The sequence below is a fragment of the Streptomyces sp. NPDC054961 genome (assembly GCF_053609145.1).
Window position 1 is genome coordinate 96,463 of record NZ_JBSGWY010000010.1, and the last position, 14,730, is coordinate 111,192.

Below are 14,730 nucleotides of genomic sequence, written 5' to 3' on the forward strand. Positions count from 1 at the left end.
CAGTGGTTAAGTGTCCCTCACGCATATGTGTGATCGCGAAAGGGGCTGGTCCGAGGTGCCATTGGTCAAGACGTGGCAGCTCATCGCGGTGTCGGCCGTCGCCGGCCTCGCCCTGTCGGCCGTGACGGTTGCCGCCGCGGGTCCGTGGGACTCCGGCCAGCGTAAGGCCGAGCGGGACGAGGCCGCCTCCTGGGGCCGTACGGGTGGCGCAGATCACGGTGAGGGCGGGGTCCGCGGAGCTCCGCAGGCCGCGCCCAGCGCCCCCGGAGTGCTCGCCGGCGTCCGAGCCGCCGGAGCGGGCACCGGCGAGCAGGCCGGGACGGGCGGCTCCGGAGCCCTCGGCGCCGCGCTGCGGCCGCTGCTCGCGGACTCCGCGCTCGGGACCGTCCGCGCGGCTTCGGTGATCGACACCGCCACCGGACAGGTCCTCTACGAGGCCGGGGCCCACGAGGCGATGACCCCCGCCTCCACCATCAAGATCGCCACCGCCGCGGCCGCGCTGGCCTCCCTCGGGCCCGACCACCGGATCCCGACGACCGTGACGCCCGGCGCCGGGGCCGGGTCGATCGTCCTGGTCGGCGGCGGCGACCCCTCGCTCACCGCCAAGAAGAAGGCCCCCGCGGGCTCCGGCGGCAGCCTCGTCGCGCTCGCCGCCGACACCGCCCAGGCCCTCAAGGCCGCCGGCACCGACTCCGTCGTCCTCGGCTACGACGACACCCTCTACACCGGCCCGGCCCGCCACCCGATCGGCGCCAACGACAACATCGCCCCGGTCACGGCCCTGACGGCCGACGAGGGCCGCACCGACGAATCCTTCTCGGGGCCCGTCCGGCGCGGCGACGACCCCTCCAAGGACACCGCCCGCGCCTTCGCCGCCCTCCTCGCCGAACGCGGGGTCAAGGTCACCGGCGAGCCCGCCAAGGCCAAGGCGCCGGCCGGAGCGGCCCCGCTCGCCGTCACCCTGTCGACCCCGCTCGCCGGGCTCGTCGAACGGATGCTGACCAACAGCGACAACGACATCGCCGAGGCGCTGGCCCGCCACACCGCCCTCGCCTCGGCGCAGCCCGCGAGCTTCGAAGGGGCCGAGAAGGCCGTCGGCGCCAAGCTCGCCTCGCTCGGCATCGACACCGCCGGTTCCCGGTTCGCCGACGGCAGCGGCCTGAACCGCGCCGACAAGGTCAGCGCCGGGCTCCTGACGGCCCTGCTCGTCAAGGCCGCCGATCCGCAGCGGCCTGAACTGCGGCCCGTCCTCACCGGACTGCCCGTCGCCGGATTCACCGGAACCCTCCGCGGCCGCAACGCCGGCGTCTCCCCGGCGGCCGGCCTGCTCCGGGCCAAGACGGGCACCCTGACGGGCGTGAACTCCCTCGCCGGCACCGTCGTCGACCCCTCCGGACGCCTGCTGGCCTTCGCGTTCCTGACCGCGAACGCCCCCGACCCGGGCGCCGCCGAGAAGGGCCTCGACAAGCTCGCGGCGGCGGTGGCCACCGCTTCGTAGGCCGACAGGCCCAAGGGGATCCGCCCGCGCGCCGGTCCACGTACGGTTGACGCATGACGAGCATCGGTGGAGCGGAGATGGTCGACTGGAACCTCGCGGTGGCGACCGCGACCCGGCTGGTACGGCCCGGCCCGGAGATCAGCCGGGACGAGGCGCGGGCCGTCGTCGCGGAGCTGCGCAGGCACGCCAAGACCTCCGAACGGCACGTGCGCGCGTTCACCCGGATGATGCCGCAGGGCGTGACCCCGCCCGACACCCCCGTCCTCGTCGTGGACCGGGCCGGCTGGGTCAAGGCCAACGTGGCCGGCTTCCGCGAACTCCTGGCGCCGCTGCTCGGCAAGATGCAGGACCGCCGCGCCGACGCCCCCGGAGCCGCCTTCCTCGGCGCGGTCGGCGGCAAGGTCACCGGCGTCGAGCTGGGCATGCTGCTCAGCTTCCTGGCCTCCCGCGTGCTCGGCCAGTACGAGACCTTCGCGCCCGCGGGCCCCGACCTGCCGGGCTCGGCCTCGGGTGGCGGCCGGCTGCTGCTCGTCGCGCCGAACATCGTGCACGTCGAAAGGGAGCTGGAGGTGGACCCGCACGACTTCCGGCTCTGGGTCTGCCTGCACGAGGAGACGCACCGTACCCAGTTCACGGCCGTCCCGTGGCTTCGCGAGCACATCGAGGGCGAAATCCAGACGTTCCTCGGTGCCACCGAGATGGACCCGATGACCGTGCTGGAGCGGCTGCGCGAGGCCGCCCAGTCCTTCGCAGGGGCCCGCCCCGACGCCGAGCGGGGCGACGAGGGCCGCTCGCTGGTCGAGCTCGTCCAGACCCCCGAACAGCGCGAGGTGCTGGCCCGGCTCACCGCCGTCATGTCCCTGCTGGAGGGACACGCCGACTTCGTCATGGACGGGGTCGGACCGGACGTGGTGCCCTCGGTCGCGGAGATCCGCGAGAAGTTCCAGCAGCGCCGGGCCAGCGGCGCGGGCCGCCTCGACGCGGCCCTGCGCCGGCTCCTCGGCCTCGACGCGAAGCTGCGCCAGTACCGCGACGGCGAGCGCTTCGTGAGCGCCGTCGTCGGCCAGGTCGGCATGGACGGCTTCAACCGGGTCTGGACCTCCCCGAACACCCTCCCCACCAAGGCCGAGATCGCCAACCCGGCGGACTGGGTGGCCCGGATCCACCGCAAGGGCGGCGAGCAGAGCGAAGAGGTCCGCGAGGAAGCGTGACGGCGGGCGGGCGGGCGGGACGGCGTGACGGCGGGCGCGACGGCGGCCGCGACGGCAGGGACGGAGGGAACCGGGACGCGAGAGCGCCGCGGCGCGCGGCGCGCGGCGGGAGGCCTGATGGGAAGGACGGGACCCGGGAGAACCGACCCGAGAGAAGTGGCCGGAGAGGCGTGAAGTTGTCCCTCTGGGGTAAACAGCATCACCCGTCCGAGGGACCGTGGGGCGTGGAAGCGCGTGCGATGCTCGGGGAACGGCTCGGTTCTGTCACCATCATCGCACTCTGAGTGACCGCCCCCGTCCGCGGGGGTGGCCGGACAGCACCCCGAGCGCACCACCCTCTCCAACGCCTCCGAGGCGCCTCAGAGGCATCCGAACTCCACCGAAGGGCACCGGACATGGGTCCCCATCCTGCGGTCGCGGCGATACGCCTGGCGGTCCGCCGCGCACTCCACGACGTCCTCACCGACCTCACCGACCTCACCGACCGTCCCGCGCACGCACCCGCTCCCCGTGTCGGCCGTCCCGGCCGCACCCCCGGCACCTCCGGACCCCTCGGCGACCCGGGGGCCCCCGACCGGCCCGCCCTCCCCGACAGCGCGCCGCTCGTCCTCGTCGCCTGCTCCGGTGGCGCCGACTCCATGGCGCTCGCCTCCGCCCTCGCCTTCGAGGCCCCCAAACTCGGCATCCGGGCCGGCGGCATCACCGTGGACCACGGGCTCCAGGACGGCTCGGCCCAGCGCGCGGCCGAGGTGCTCACCCGCATGACCGCGCTGCGCCTCGACCCGGTCGAGTCCGTCGCCGTGCGCGTCGGCCGGGACGGCGGCCCCGAAGCCGCGGCCCGCGACGCCCGCTACGCGGCCCTGGACGAGGCCGCCGACCGGCTCGGCGCCGCCGCCGTGCTGCTCGGCCACACCCGGGACGACCAAGCGGAAACCGTCCTGCTGGGCCTCGCCCGCGGCTCCGGCATCCGCTCGCTCTCCGGAATGCCCGAAGTCTCCGGAGGCCCCGGAGGCTCCGGCCGCCGCCACCGCTACCGGCGCCCCTTCCTCCAGGTCGACCGGCAGACCGCCCGCAAGGCCTGCATGGTCCAGTCCCTCGCCGTCTGGGACGACCCGCACAACATCGACCCCGCCTACACCCGCTCCCGGCTGCGCCACGAGGGGCTGCCCGCCCTGGAGAAGGCGCTCGGCAAGGGGGTCGTGGAGGCGCTCGCCCGCACCGCCCAGCTCTCCCGCGACGACGCCGACGCCCTGGACGCCTGGGCCGCCGAGGCGGAGAACGGCGTGCGCGACGAGGACGGCCGGCTCGAGTGCGCCAAGCTGTACGCGCTGCCCCCGGCCGTCCGCCGCCGGGTGCTGCGCCGGGCGGTCGTCGCGGCCGGTTCTCCCGCAGGCTCCCTCTTCGCCCGCCACATCGAGGAAGTCGACCGGCTCATCACCGGATGGCGCGGTCAGGGCGCCATCAACCTGCCCGGCCGGGTCGAGGCCCAGCGGCAGGGTGGCAGACTGGTCATCCGGCAGGGCTGATTGGTGCTGAAACACGGCTGAGTCCTCCGGGGTCACCCCCCGGAGCCCCGGCCGACAACGAAAGTGATGCGGGTGGACGAGAAGGACATGGGCAACGACCTCCAGTCGGTGCTCATCACCAAGGAAGAGATCGACGCGAAGCTGGCCGAGCTGGCCGCGAAGATCGACGCGGAGTACGCGGGCAAGGACCTGCTCATCGTCGGCGTCCTCAAGGGCGCGGTGATGGTGATGGCGGACCTGGCGCGCGCCTTGTCCACCCCGCTCACCATGGACTGGATGGCGGTGTCCTCGTACGGCGCCGGGACCCAGTCCTCCGGCGTGGTGCGGATCCTCAAGGACCTGGACACCGACATCAAGGACAAGCACGTCCTGATCGTCGAGGACATCATCGACTCGGGCCTGACGCTGTCCTGGCTGCTGTCGAACCTGGGCTCGCGCCAGCCGGCCTCCCTGGAGGTCGTCACGCTGCTGCGCAAGCCCGAGGCCGCGAAGGTCGCGATCGACGTGAAGTGGGTCGGCTTCGACATCCCCAACGAGTTCGTCGTGGGCTACGGCCTCGACTACGCGGAGAAGTACCGCAACCTGCCGTTCGTCGGCACGCTCGCGCCGCACGTCTACGGCGGCTGAACCCGCCCGGACGAAACCTCCGGGCAGGGGAACCCTGGAACGATTCCCGCCGTTGGAGCATGGAAAGGCGGGTCCGTCAGCCGCCCCATGAGGCAGCGGGTGACAATACAGGGGTACATTCCGAAGAACAGTCTTTGCTCACAGCAGCATTTACCTACGGGCAGGAGGGACGGGGTGCCTAGCGCCCCGTATGGATGGACGTGAAGCGATACTTCCGTGGGCCGGTCATGTGGATCGTGCTGGCCGTCCTCGCCGTGGTCGTGTTGATGAACGTCGTCGGCTCCGGCGGCGGCTACAAGTCGGTGGAGACCAGCGAGGTCATCAAGGCGATCAACAGTGGCCAGGTGGACAGCGCCAAGCTGACCACCGGTGACAGCCAGATGATCAAGATCGAGCTGAAGAAGGACCAGAAGCTCGGCGACAACGACGGCACCAAGTTCCAGGCCAACTACATCGGGGACCAGGGCGTACAGCTCGCCCAGAACCTCCAGACCAAGTACGAAGCCGGTCAGATCCCTGACGGATACTCCGTCACGCCGGACAAGACGAGCCCGTTCCTGAGCGTGCTGCTCTCGCTGCTGCCGTTCGTCCTCATCGTCGTCGTCTTCCTGTTCCTGATGAATCAGATGCAGGGCGGCGGGTCCCGGGTGATGAACTTCGGGAAGTCCAAGGCCAAGCTCATCACCAAGGACACCCCGAAGACGACGTTCGCGGATGTCGCGGGCTCGGACGAGGCCGTCGAGGAGCTCCACGAGATCAAGGAGTTCCTCCAGGAGCCGGCGAAGTTCCAGGCCGTCGGCGCCAAGATCCCCAAGGGCGTGCTGCTGTACGGCCCGCCCGGCACCGGAAAGACCCTGCTCGCGCGTGCCGTCGCGGGCGAGGCCGGTGTCCCCTTCTACTCGATCTCCGGTTCCGACTTCGTCGAGATGTTCGTCGGTGTCGGTGCCTCGCGTGTCCGTGACCTGTTCGAGCAGGCCAAGGCCAACGCCCCGGCGATCGTCTTCGTCGACGAGATCGACGCCGTCGGCCGGCACCGCGGTGCGGGTCTCGGCGGCGGTCACGACGAGCGCGAGCAGACCCTCAACCAGCTGCTGGTCGAGATGGACGGCTTCGACGTGAAGGGCGGCGTCATCCTGATCGCCGCCACGAACCGTCCGGACATCCTCGACCCGGCCCTCCTGCGCCCCGGCCGCTTCGACCGCCAGATCGCGGTCGACCGTCCGGACATGCAGGGCCGTCTGGAGATCCTCAAGGTCCACCAGAAGGGCAAGCCGGTCGCCCCGGACGTCGACCTGGGCGCTGTCGCCCGTCGTACGCCCGGCTTCACGGGTGCCGATCTCGCCAACGTCCTGAACGAGGCCGCGCTGCTCACGGCCCGCTCGGACGGGAAGCTGATCGACAACCACTCGCTGGACGAGGCGATCGACCGCGTCGTGGCGGGTCCGCAGAAGCGGACCCGGATCATGTCGGACCGGGAGAAGAAGATCACCGCGTACCACGAGGGCGGACACGCCCTGGTCGCGGCGGCTTCCCCGAACTCCGACCCGGTCCACAAGATCACGATCCTGTCCCGCGGCCGGGCCCTGGGCTACACCATGGTCCTGCCGGACGAGGACAGGTACTCGACCACGCGCAACGAGATGCTCGACCAGCTGGCGTACATGCTGGGCGGGCGCGCGGCCGAGGAACTGGTCTTCCACGACCCGACCACCGGCGCGGCGAACGACATCGAGAAGGCCACGGCAACGGCCCGCGCGATGGTCACGCAGTACGGCATGACCGAGCGCCTCGGCGCGATCAAGTTCGGCGGAGACAACACCGAGCCGTTCCTGGGCCGCGAGATGTCGCACCCGCGGGACTACTCGGAAGAGGTCGCCGCGCTGGTCGACGAAGAGGTCAAGAAGCTCATCGAGACGGCGCACAACGAGGCCTGGGAAATCCTGGTCGAGAACCGCGACGTGCTCGACAACCTCGTTCTCGCGCTGCTGGAGAAGGAGACGCTCAACAAGGAGCAGATCGCCGAGGTCTTCTCGACGATCGTGAAGCGCCCGGCCCGTCCGGCGTGGACCGGCTCCTCGCACCGCACCCCGTCGACCCGTCCGCCGGTGCTCTCTCCCAAGGAGCTCCAGCTGACGAACTCGGCGAACGGGACCTCGGCGGCGTCCGCGCCGGCCGTCTCGGTGGAAAAGGCCCCGGAGCCCTCCCCGGAGGAGCGTCCGGAGGCCTGATCCCTCCCGGAATGGATGCCGCGCCCCCCAGGTTCTAGCCTGGGGGGCGCGGCACTTTCGTCTGCGCGCGAGCGAACACAGGAACGAGGAAGTAATGACCGACCCAGTGACCCTGACCGGTGGCGAGGGCACGATCGGCGAGTTCGACGAGAAGCGCGCCGAGGCGGCCGTCCGCGAGCTCCTGATCGCGGTCGGCGAGGACCCCGACCGCGAGGGCCTGCTGGCGACCCCGGGCCGTGTGGCGCGCGCGTACAAGGAGATATTCGCCGGCCTGTACCAGAAGCCGGAGGACGTGCTGACGACGACGTTCGACCTGGGTCACGACGAGATGGTCCTGGTGAAGGACATCGAGGTCATGAGCACCTGTGAACATCACCTGGTGCCCTTCCACGGTGTGGCGCACGTCGGGTACATCCCGTCCGTCGACGGCAAGATCACCGGCCTCTCGAAGCTGGCCCGCCTCGTGGACGTGTTCGCCCGCCGCCCCCAGGTACAGGAACGCCTGACCACGCAGATCGCCGAGTCCGTCATGGAGATCCTGGACCCGCGCGGCGTCATCGTGGTCATCGAGTGCGAGCACATGTGCATGACCATGCGCGGCGTCCGCAAGCCCGGCGCGAAGACCATCACCTCGGCCGTCCGCGGCCAGCTGCGCGACCCCGCGACCCGCAACGAGGCGATGAGCCTCATCATGGCCCGCTGACGGGGTGGACGCGGGGGAGGGCGCGGGCGGGCCTTCGGCCGCGTCCGACGGGGCCGCGCGGGACGTCTGGGAGCCGCTGAGCGAGGACGTCCGGCGGACCCTGGAGCTGTTGTTCGACGGGGATTCGGACGCGCAGCGGGGATTTCGGGCGCAGATACCGCACACGACGATGCTGAAGAGCGACTGCTCGTGTCCGTGCGTGTTCCTGAGCGTGGACACGGACGCCGTGGCGCGCGTGCCGATGGAACAGAACGTGGACTCGGTCGCCGGCGCCTCCCTCGTCAACGCGCAGGGCGGCTACGACGGCGAGGTGACCGTCCTCGCGGGCCGCGGCGCCATGTTCGACCTGCAGTTCTGTGACTGGGAGGACCGGGGGCCGGCGCCGCTGCGGCTCTGGGAGTGGCTCGGGCCCCGCCACCCGATGGCCGGCCCGGACACGCCTGAGGCCGGGCCGCCCGGGCCCGGCCTCAGGATGCGTGGGCTCAGGCCTTGGCGGTGGCCTTGGCGGGGTCCTCGTCGTCCGGGAGCTTGAGGACGTGTTCCAGGAAGAGCGCGGCGGCGATGACCGCCGCGCCCGCCAGGACCGAGAATCCGGCGTACCAGGCCTGTTCGCGGCGGGCCGGGACGTCCAGCGCGGTGGTCAGCAGGAAGACCCCGACCCCGCCGTAGGCGCCCGCGACCAGGGCCGCGACCAGGGCACTGGCCTGGCCGAAGACCACCGCGCGGGCCGCCATCAGCGGCTCCACGCCCTTGGCGCCCGGCACCCGCTCGCGCTGGGCCTTCAGGCGGGCGCGCAGGGACAGGGCCGTCGCCAGCAGGACCACGGCGATGACGCCGAGCACGATCGGCGCGGCCAGCGGGACGCCCGGCAGCGAACCGTAGGAGTCCCACAGCCGGGCGCCGGCCCAGGACAGCACCCCGGCGACCACGAAGATGCCCGCCAGGACAGCCGGCCTCAGTTGCTTCACGTGCCTGCTCCCCGCTCTGTGTGCGTACCCGGTGATCTTAAGTCTTCGACCGCCCCCAGGGGAGGCGGTCACCGGGCCCGCCCCGGCGGGGGCGGACTACTCGGGGAGGCGCAGTTCCAGATCCGGACGCGGCGCGACGCCCGCGAGGCCCACGCCGTCCAGCAGCGCGGCGACGGGCCCGAGGCCCGGGATCTGCGCTTCGGGGTCGATGTCGAGCCAGGGGGCCAGCACGAAGGCGCGCTGGTGGGCGCGCGGGTGCGGGAGGGTGAGCACGGGGTCGGCGGAGACCACGTCGGCGTAGGAGACGATGTCGACGTCGATGGTGCGGGGCCCCCAGCGCTCCTCGCGGACGCGGTCGAAGGCTTCCTCGATGGCCTGGCCGCGCTCCAGGAGGGAGCTGGGCGGCAGGGTGGTCTTCACCGCGAGGACGGCGTTGAGGTACGAGGGCTGCGAACCGGGCTCCACGCCCCACGGCTCGGTCTCGTAGACGGGGGAGACGGCCTTGACCCGCAGGCCGGGCGTGTCGCCGAGGGCGTCGATGGCACCCTGCAGGGTCTCCAGCCGGTTGCCCAGGTTCGCGCCGAGCGCGACGACGGCCCACTTGGGGTTGGACAGGGTCACGTCCGCCGCGTCGACGGCCTCGAGGACGGAAGCCGGGACGGGCTGGACGGTGGGGTCGCTCTGGGCGTTCATTCCGTTGTTCACGCGCGGCTCCGGGTGATCGTGATGGTCACGTCGTCGAAGGGGACGGTGATGGGCGCGTCCGGCTTGTGGACGACGACCTCCACCTGGGCGACCGCCTCGTGCTTGAGGCACTGCTGGGCGATCCGCTCGGCGAGCGTCTCGATCAGGTCGACCGGCTCGCCTTGGACCACGTCGACGACTTCTTCCGCCACTACCCCGTAGTGCACGGTCTTAGCCAGGTCGTCCCCGGCCGCCGCGGGACGGGTGTCGAGGTGGAGCACCAGGTCGACGATGAAGGTCTGGCCTTCCTCGCGTTCCCGGGGGAAGACGCCGTGGTGCCCGCGAGCCTTGAGGCCGCGCAGCGCGACACGATCCACGCGAATCACTCCTGCTTTTCGTAGGTGCTTCCGGTCCGGGACTCCCCGGATCCATGGGCCTAGGCCGAGTGCGGTCGGCGTCGTCCAGCTTCGAATTTACCTGCGAAAGGCTCCGGGCCCCGACGGAGGGGTCAGGAGGACTCCTCCTCGTCGTCCTCGTCGGAGTCCGTGAGGACGGGAGAACCGTGGTGCGACCAGAGCCGCCAGCCCTCCGGTGTGCGTCGGAACACATTCGTGGCGACGACGAGCTGGCCGACGAGCGGGCCCAGTTCTCCGCCGTCCTCGGCGGGTCCGCCGCTGAGGATGTTCTCCGTGCACGTCACCAGGGCGGTGTCGCCGATGACCGCGACCTTGGTGTCGGTGAGGAAGAACTGGATGTACTCGGTGTGGGACATGATCAGCGCGTACGAGCGCAGGACCTCGCCGCGTCCCGAGAGGACCGGCCAGCCCGGGTGCACGCAGGAGATCTCGTCCTCGAGCCAGAGCGCCGACAGTGCGTCGAAGTCCCCCTGCTCCATGGCCTCGTAGAAGGCCGTGTTGACCTCTTCGACGGCTTCGATGTCGGTACGGCTCACCTTGTCCCTTCCTCGGTGCTGCGGGTGCTGCGGATACGGGTGCCCCGCCATGCCCCTTCCACCGCGCGGGCCACCCGAACCGCGTCGGCGCTCGCCCGTACCTCGTGGACCCGCACCGCCCAGGCGCCCTGCTGGGCGGCTATCGCGGTGACGGCCGCGGTGGCGGCGTCGCGTTCGCGGGCGGGCGGCGGGGAGGCGTCGTCGGCGCCGGCCAGCACCCGGCCGAGGAAACGCTTCCTCGAGGCGGCGACCAGCAGCGGGAAGCCGAGCGCGCGGAGCTCGGGGAGGTGGGCGACCAGGGCCAGGTCGTGCTCGGCGTTCTTGGCGAAGCCCAGACCGGGGTCGACGAGGATCCGCTCGGGGGCGATCCCGCCGGACACGACCGCGTCGATACGGGTCCGCAGCTCGGCGGTGACCTCGGCGAGGACGTCCTCGTAGACGGCGAGGCTGTTCATGCCGTCGCTGAAGCCGCGCCAGTGCATGACGACGAACGGCACCTGGGCCGCGGCGACCGCGGGGATCATCCCGGGGTCGGCGAGGCCGCCGCTGACGTCGTTGACCAGGACCGCGCCGGCGGCGACCGCCTGGGCGGCGACGGAGGCGCGCATGGTGTCCACGGAGACGGCGACGCCCTCGGAGGCCAGGCCCCGCACGACGGGGACGACGCGGCGCAGTTCCTCCTCCTCGTCGACGCGGGAGGCGCCGGGGCGGGTGGACTCACCGCCGACGTCCACCAGGTCGGCGCCCTGGGCGACGAGGTCGAGACCGCGCTTGACGGCTGCGGTGGTGTCGAACCAGCGGCCGCCGTCGGAGAAGGAGTCGGGCGTGACGTTGACGACGCCCATGACCCCGCAGCGGTCCCACTCCGGCAGCCCTGTGACCTGGCCCCTGTCGGCTGCCGCGCGCTTGGTGTTCATACGTCCAGGGTATGGGCCGTGGCCATGACCGCTGCTCGGGTGGCCTGAAGGACCTCGGGAAGGGCCATGGGAAGGACCTCGGCACGGGCCGCCGGGAGGGTCGCCGGCGGAGCGGCCGCAACGGCCGCCGCCCGCGCCGCCGCCCCTGGGCAGCGGGCGGACGGCAGCGGGCGGGCGGGCAGCGGGCGGGCGGGCCGGGCCGTGGCCCGGAGGCGGCTCACGCCACCTGGATCTCGCGCTCCGCCGGGGCCGGCACCGTGTGCGTGGTGTGGTGGTGCGTGCAGGTGCGGACCGGCTTGGGACGGCGGCGGCTGGCGAAGAGACGGGGCAGGGCCAGCGTGACGAAGCCCTCGGCCTGCATCGCGGCGAAGCCGATGCGGGGGAGGTCGCGGGTGGTGCGGAAGACCACGAAGCGGGGCTCCCAGCGAGGGCGGAACTTCGCGTTGAACTTGTACAGCGACTCGATCTGGAACCAGCGCGAGAGGAACACCAGCAGGCTGCGCCACATCCGCAGCACCGGGCCGGCGCCGATCTTCTCGCCGCGCGCCAGGGCCGAGCGGAACATCGCGAAGTTCAGCGAGACCTTCTCGATGCCGAGCGCCGGGCAGGCCTCCAGGGAGGCGACGATCAGCAGCTCGTTCATGCCGGGGTCGGCGGCGCGGTCGCGGCGCATCAGCTCCAGCGACATGCCGTCCTTGCCCCACGGCACGAAGTGCAGGACGGCCTTCAGGTCGCCGAAGGGGGAGGTGTCGCCCTCCTCGACGCGGTGCGCGGTGGCGATGTAGCAGTCACCGTCGCCGGGGTCGCCGACCCGGCCGAGGGCCATGGAGAAACCGCGCTCGGTGTCGGTGCCGCGCCAGGCCTCGGCCGCGCCCCGCACCTGCTCCAGCTCGGCGCCGGTCAGCTCGCTGACCCGGCGGACCCGCGTGGTGTAGCCGTTGCGCTCGATGCGCTTCACCATCTGGCGGACATTGCGCATCGCCCGCCCGGAGAGGGAGAAGTCTTTGACGTCGACGATCGCCTCGTCGCCGAGCTCGAGGGCGTCGAGTCCGGTCTCGCGGGTCCAGACCTCGCCGCCGGTCTCGCTGCAGCCCATGACGGCGGGGGTCCAGGAGTGGGCCTTGGCCTCCTCCATGAACCGCTCGATGGCGCCGGGCCAGGCCTCGACGTCGCCGACCGGGTCGCCGGAGGCGAGCATCACGCCGGACACGACGCGGTAGGTGACCGCGGCCTTGCCGCTGGGCGAGAAGACGACGGCCTTGTCGCGGCGGAGCGCGAAGTGGCCGAGCGAGTCGCGGCCGCCGTGCTTGGCGAGCAGCTCGCGCAGCTTGCCCTCGTCGTCGGCGGTGAGCCGGGCGGCCGGGTGCTCGGGGCGGAAGGCGAGGTAGATGGTGGTGACCGCGGTCAGCATGCCGAGGGCGCCGAGCGAGTAGCCGACGGTCCAGGACACCCGGCCCGCGTAGTCGACGGGACCCTCGAAGCCGAAGAGCCCGTAGACGACGTGACTGATCTGCTCGTAAACACCCGGATTGCCGACGACGCGGCCGGGGTGCGAGTTGACGATGACCAGTCCGAGCCCGATGGAGCCCGCGCTCATCAGCACGAAGTTCGCGAGCGCCTTCCAGCGGCTGCGCGGGTCCGGGAGCGCCTTGAATTCACTCTGATGGCGCACCAGGAGGACCAGGAGCACCGCCGCGATCACCACCCCGATGATGGAGTGGCGGTACGTGAACTGCGCGACGGCGCCGGCGGGCAGCAGCACCACCGACGCCCGCCAGGCGCGCCGCTTGCGGCGCTTGAGTCCGTGGGCGAGCAGCAGGAGCAGGACGCCCGCGCTGAGCGCCAGGGCCGCGGCGAAGGGCCCGAAGGAGCCCGGCAGCACCTCGGTCACGGCATGGATGCGGCTGTGCCTGAAACGCGGGAAGACACCCGCCGCGATGTCCAGCAGGCCGACGACGCTGACCGCCGTGCCCACCAGGCCGGGGACGGCCTCCGCTCGTGGGCCCCGGAGGATTCGGCCGACCCGCTTCGGAACCTGCCCCGACTTATCGCCATCTATCCTGCTAGACATCGCTTCCCGTTGCTCCGCGAGAGATCATGTGGCCGAAGGCCGCGACAGCCTCCGGTATGTGGTGCGTCCCCTAGGACGACATCGAGGGGGAGCGGGTTCACTCATCCGTCGAGAAAAAAACTAGTCCTGCCATAGAAAGTCGACTGACTGCTCATGGGTCTCACCAGTAATACGGTTCTGGCGTTGGCCATCATCGCCGGTGTGCTGCTCTTCGCGGCCACGGTGTGGCTGTGGCCGAAGCTCTCGGACCGCTCCTGGCGCGCGGTCGTCGGCCGCGTCGGCCTCCTCCTGGCAACACAGCTGGCGCTGTTCTCGGCGGTGGGACTCGCGGCGAACAAGTCGTTCCTCTTCTACGGTTCCTGGGCCGACCTCCTCGGCCAGGAGACCGCGATCGGCAAGGTCGTCGACCGCGGGATGAGCAGCGAGGACATCAAGGTCGTCGACAAGCAGAAGCTGGACGTGCCCGGCGGCGCCAAGCCGCAGGTCGGCGGTCAGATCCTGAAGGTGGCCATAACGGGCCAGAAGTCGAAGATAACGAGTCCCGGGTACGTGTGGCTGCCGCCGGAGTACTTCCAGCCGCAGCACAAGGACCAGAACTTCCCGGCCTCCATCATCCTCACGGGTTACCCGGGAACGGCCGAGAACCTGATCAAAGGGCTGAACTACCCGATGACGGCCTTCAAGCAGGCCAAGGCGGGCAAGATGAAGCCGATGATCCTGGTCATGCTCCGCCCGACGGTGGCGCCCCCGCGCGACACCGAGTGCGTGGACATACCGGGCGGCCCCCAGACCGAGACCTTCTTCGCGCAGGACCTCCCGCAGGCGATCCAGAGCACCTTCCGGGTGGGCAAGAAGCCGCAGAACCTGGGCTTCATCGGCAACTCCACCGGCGGTTACTGCGCCCTGAAGATCGCCGCGCACCACCCGCAGACCTTCGGTGCCGCCGCGGGTCTGTCCGCGTACTACGAGGCCGCCGACGACCCGACGACCGGCGACCTCTTCCACGGGGACGCGCAGCTGAAGGCGCGCGCGAACGTGCTGGAGTCCATCAAGGCGAAGAAGCCGACCGGTACGTCCTTCCTCGTCACCAGCAGCGAGAAGGGCGAGCCGAACCTCGCGGACACGAAGAAGTTCATCAAGCTGGTCAAGGGCCCGGACCGGGTCTCCTCGATCATCCTCGACAGCGGTGGCCACAACTTCAACACCTGGCGCCGCGAGATCCCGCCGATGCTGGTGTGGATGAGCGGCCGCATCCAGGCCTGAGGCCGGTGCGCGGAGCGGAACAGGGGCGGGGGGGGGGGGCGGGGGGAGGGCCCCCGCACCCCCCGCGCCCCGCCCGGGACCG

At 71.5% G+C, this 14,730-nt stretch carries 14 protein-coding genes; 8 read left to right on the forward strand and 6 right to left on the reverse strand.

Features of this window, described 5'->3' with window-relative positions:
• Positions 1-55: 55 nt before the first annotated feature.
• The 7 genes from dacB (at position 56) to ACWF9Z_RS12685 (ending at position 8,325) form a co-directional block, all read left to right on the forward strand.
• Complete coding sequence (dacB, locus tag ACWF9Z_RS12655; RefSeq protein WP_453600925.1) at positions 56-1,498, forward strand: D-alanyl-D-alanine carboxypeptidase/D-alanyl-D-alanine endopeptidase; 1,443 nt, start codon at positions 56-58, stop codon at positions 1,496-1,498.
• A gap of 53 nt (positions 1,499-1,551) precedes the next feature.
• On the forward strand, positions 1,552-2,709 hold the full coding sequence (locus ACWF9Z_RS12660; protein WP_453600927.1) for a zinc-dependent metalloprotease: 1,158 nt from the start codon (positions 1,552-1,554) through the stop codon (positions 2,707-2,709).
• A 395-nt stretch (positions 2,710-3,104) separates the two neighbouring features.
• Positions 3,105-4,235: a tRNA lysidine(34) synthetase TilS gene (gene tilS / locus ACWF9Z_RS12665; protein WP_453600929.1), complete on the forward strand. Its 1,131-nt coding sequence runs from the start codon at positions 3,105-3,107 to the stop codon at positions 4,233-4,235.
• A gap of 66 nt (positions 4,236-4,301) precedes the next feature.
• Positions 4,302-4,862 carry a hypoxanthine phosphoribosyltransferase gene (hpt, locus tag ACWF9Z_RS12670; RefSeq protein ID WP_030010907.1) on the forward strand — a complete coding sequence of 187 codons (561 nt, stop codon included), beginning with the start codon at positions 4,302-4,304 and terminating at the stop codon, positions 4,860-4,862.
• Between the two features lie 194 nt (positions 4,863-5,056).
• The gene (gene ftsH, locus ACWF9Z_RS12675) at positions 5,057-7,090 is read left to right on the forward strand and encodes an ATP-dependent zinc metalloprotease FtsH (RefSeq protein WP_453600933.1); all 2,034 of its coding nucleotides are present in this window, start codon (positions 5,057-5,059) and stop codon (positions 7,088-7,090) included.
• Between the two features lie 94 nt (positions 7,091-7,184).
• Positions 7,185-7,793 carry a GTP cyclohydrolase I FolE gene (gene folE, locus ACWF9Z_RS12680; RefSeq protein WP_112449909.1) on the forward strand — a complete coding sequence of 203 codons (609 nt, stop codon included), beginning with the start codon at positions 7,185-7,187 and terminating at the stop codon, positions 7,791-7,793.
• Between the two features lie 4 nt (positions 7,794-7,797).
• Positions 7,798-8,325: a hypothetical protein gene (locus ACWF9Z_RS12685; protein WP_453600936.1), complete on the forward strand. Its 528-nt coding sequence runs from the start codon at positions 7,798-7,800 to the stop codon at positions 8,323-8,325.
• On the opposite strand, the gene ACWF9Z_RS12690 is transcribed toward ACWF9Z_RS12685, so the two are convergent.
• The 6 genes from ACWF9Z_RS12690 to ACWF9Z_RS12715 all read right to left on the reverse strand — a co-directional run bounded on the left by ACWF9Z_RS12690 (position 8,276) and on the right by ACWF9Z_RS12715 (position 13,385).
• Positions 8,276-8,761 (reverse strand): DUF3180 domain-containing protein, encoded by a 486-nt coding sequence (locus ACWF9Z_RS12690; RefSeq protein ID WP_453600939.1) that lies wholly within the window; start codon positions 8,759-8,761, stop codon positions 8,276-8,278. The genes ACWF9Z_RS12685 and ACWF9Z_RS12690 overlap by 50 nt on opposite strands.
• Before the next feature lie 96 nt (positions 8,762-8,857).
• Positions 8,858-9,454 carry a 2-amino-4-hydroxy-6-hydroxymethyldihydropteridine diphosphokinase gene (gene folK, locus ACWF9Z_RS12695; protein ID WP_453601101.1) on the reverse strand — a complete coding sequence of 199 codons (597 nt, stop codon included), beginning with the start codon at positions 9,452-9,454 and terminating at the stop codon, positions 8,858-8,860.
• A gap of 8 nt (positions 9,455-9,462) precedes the next feature.
• On the reverse strand, positions 9,463-9,822 hold the full coding sequence (folB, locus tag ACWF9Z_RS12700) for a dihydroneopterin aldolase (RefSeq protein WP_030010912.1): 360 nt from the start codon (positions 9,820-9,822) through the stop codon (positions 9,463-9,465).
• Between the two features lie 131 nt (positions 9,823-9,953).
• Complete coding sequence (locus tag ACWF9Z_RS12705) at positions 9,954-10,397, reverse strand: nuclear transport factor 2 family protein (protein ID WP_453600943.1); 444 nt, start codon at positions 10,395-10,397, stop codon at positions 9,954-9,956.
• Positions 10,394-11,314 carry a dihydropteroate synthase gene (gene folP / locus ACWF9Z_RS12710; protein WP_453600946.1) on the reverse strand — a complete coding sequence of 307 codons (921 nt, stop codon included), beginning with the start codon at positions 11,312-11,314 and terminating at the stop codon, positions 10,394-10,396. Before folP ends, ACWF9Z_RS12705 begins: the two co-directional genes overlap by 4 nt.
• Positions 11,315-11,531: 217 nt before the next feature.
• Positions 11,532-13,385 (reverse strand): phosphatidylglycerol lysyltransferase domain-containing protein, encoded by a 1,854-nt coding sequence (locus ACWF9Z_RS12715; RefSeq protein WP_453600948.1) that lies wholly within the window; start codon positions 13,383-13,385, stop codon positions 11,532-11,534.
• Between the two features lie 153 nt (positions 13,386-13,538).
• Between ACWF9Z_RS12715 and ACWF9Z_RS12720 the strand changes: the two genes are divergently transcribed.
• Positions 13,539-14,648: an alpha/beta hydrolase gene (locus ACWF9Z_RS12720; RefSeq protein WP_453600951.1), complete on the forward strand. Its 1,110-nt coding sequence runs from the start codon at positions 13,539-13,541 to the stop codon at positions 14,646-14,648.
• The last annotated feature ends 82 nt before the right edge of the window (positions 14,649-14,730 follow it).

Bases quoted from the DNA above. Each gene is read 5' to 3' on its own strand.
- ACWF9Z_RS12660 (WP_453600927.1), top strand. From the start codon at position 1,552: ATGACGAGCATCGGTGGAGCGGAGATGGTCGACTGGAACCTCGCGGTG.
- tilS (WP_453600929.1), top strand. From the start codon at position 3,105: ATGGGTCCCCATCCTGCGGTCGCGGCGATACGCCTGGCGGTCCGCCGC.
- hpt (WP_030010907.1), top strand. From the start codon at position 4,302: ATGCGGGTGGACGAGAAGGACATGGGCAACGACCTCCAGTCGGTGCTC.
- ftsH (WP_453600933.1), top strand. From the start codon at position 5,057: ATGGACGTGAAGCGATACTTCCGTGGGCCGGTCATGTGGATCGTGCTG.
- folE (WP_112449909.1), top strand. From the start codon at position 7,185: ATGACCGACCCAGTGACCCTGACCGGTGGCGAGGGCACGATCGGCGAG.
- folK (WP_453601101.1), bottom strand. From the start codon at position 9,454: ATGAACGCCCAGAGCGACCCCACCGTCCAGCCCGTCCCGGCTTCCGTC.
- folP (WP_453600946.1), bottom strand. From the start codon at position 11,314: ATGAACACCAAGCGCGCGGCAGCCGACAGGGGCCAGGTCACAGGGCTG.
- ACWF9Z_RS12715 (WP_453600948.1), bottom strand. From the start codon at position 13,385: ATGTCTAGCAGGATAGATGGCGATAAGTCGGGGCAGGTTCCGAAGCGG.
- ACWF9Z_RS12720 (WP_453600951.1), top strand. From the start codon at position 13,539: ATGGGTCTCACCAGTAATACGGTTCTGGCGTTGGCCATCATCGCCGGT.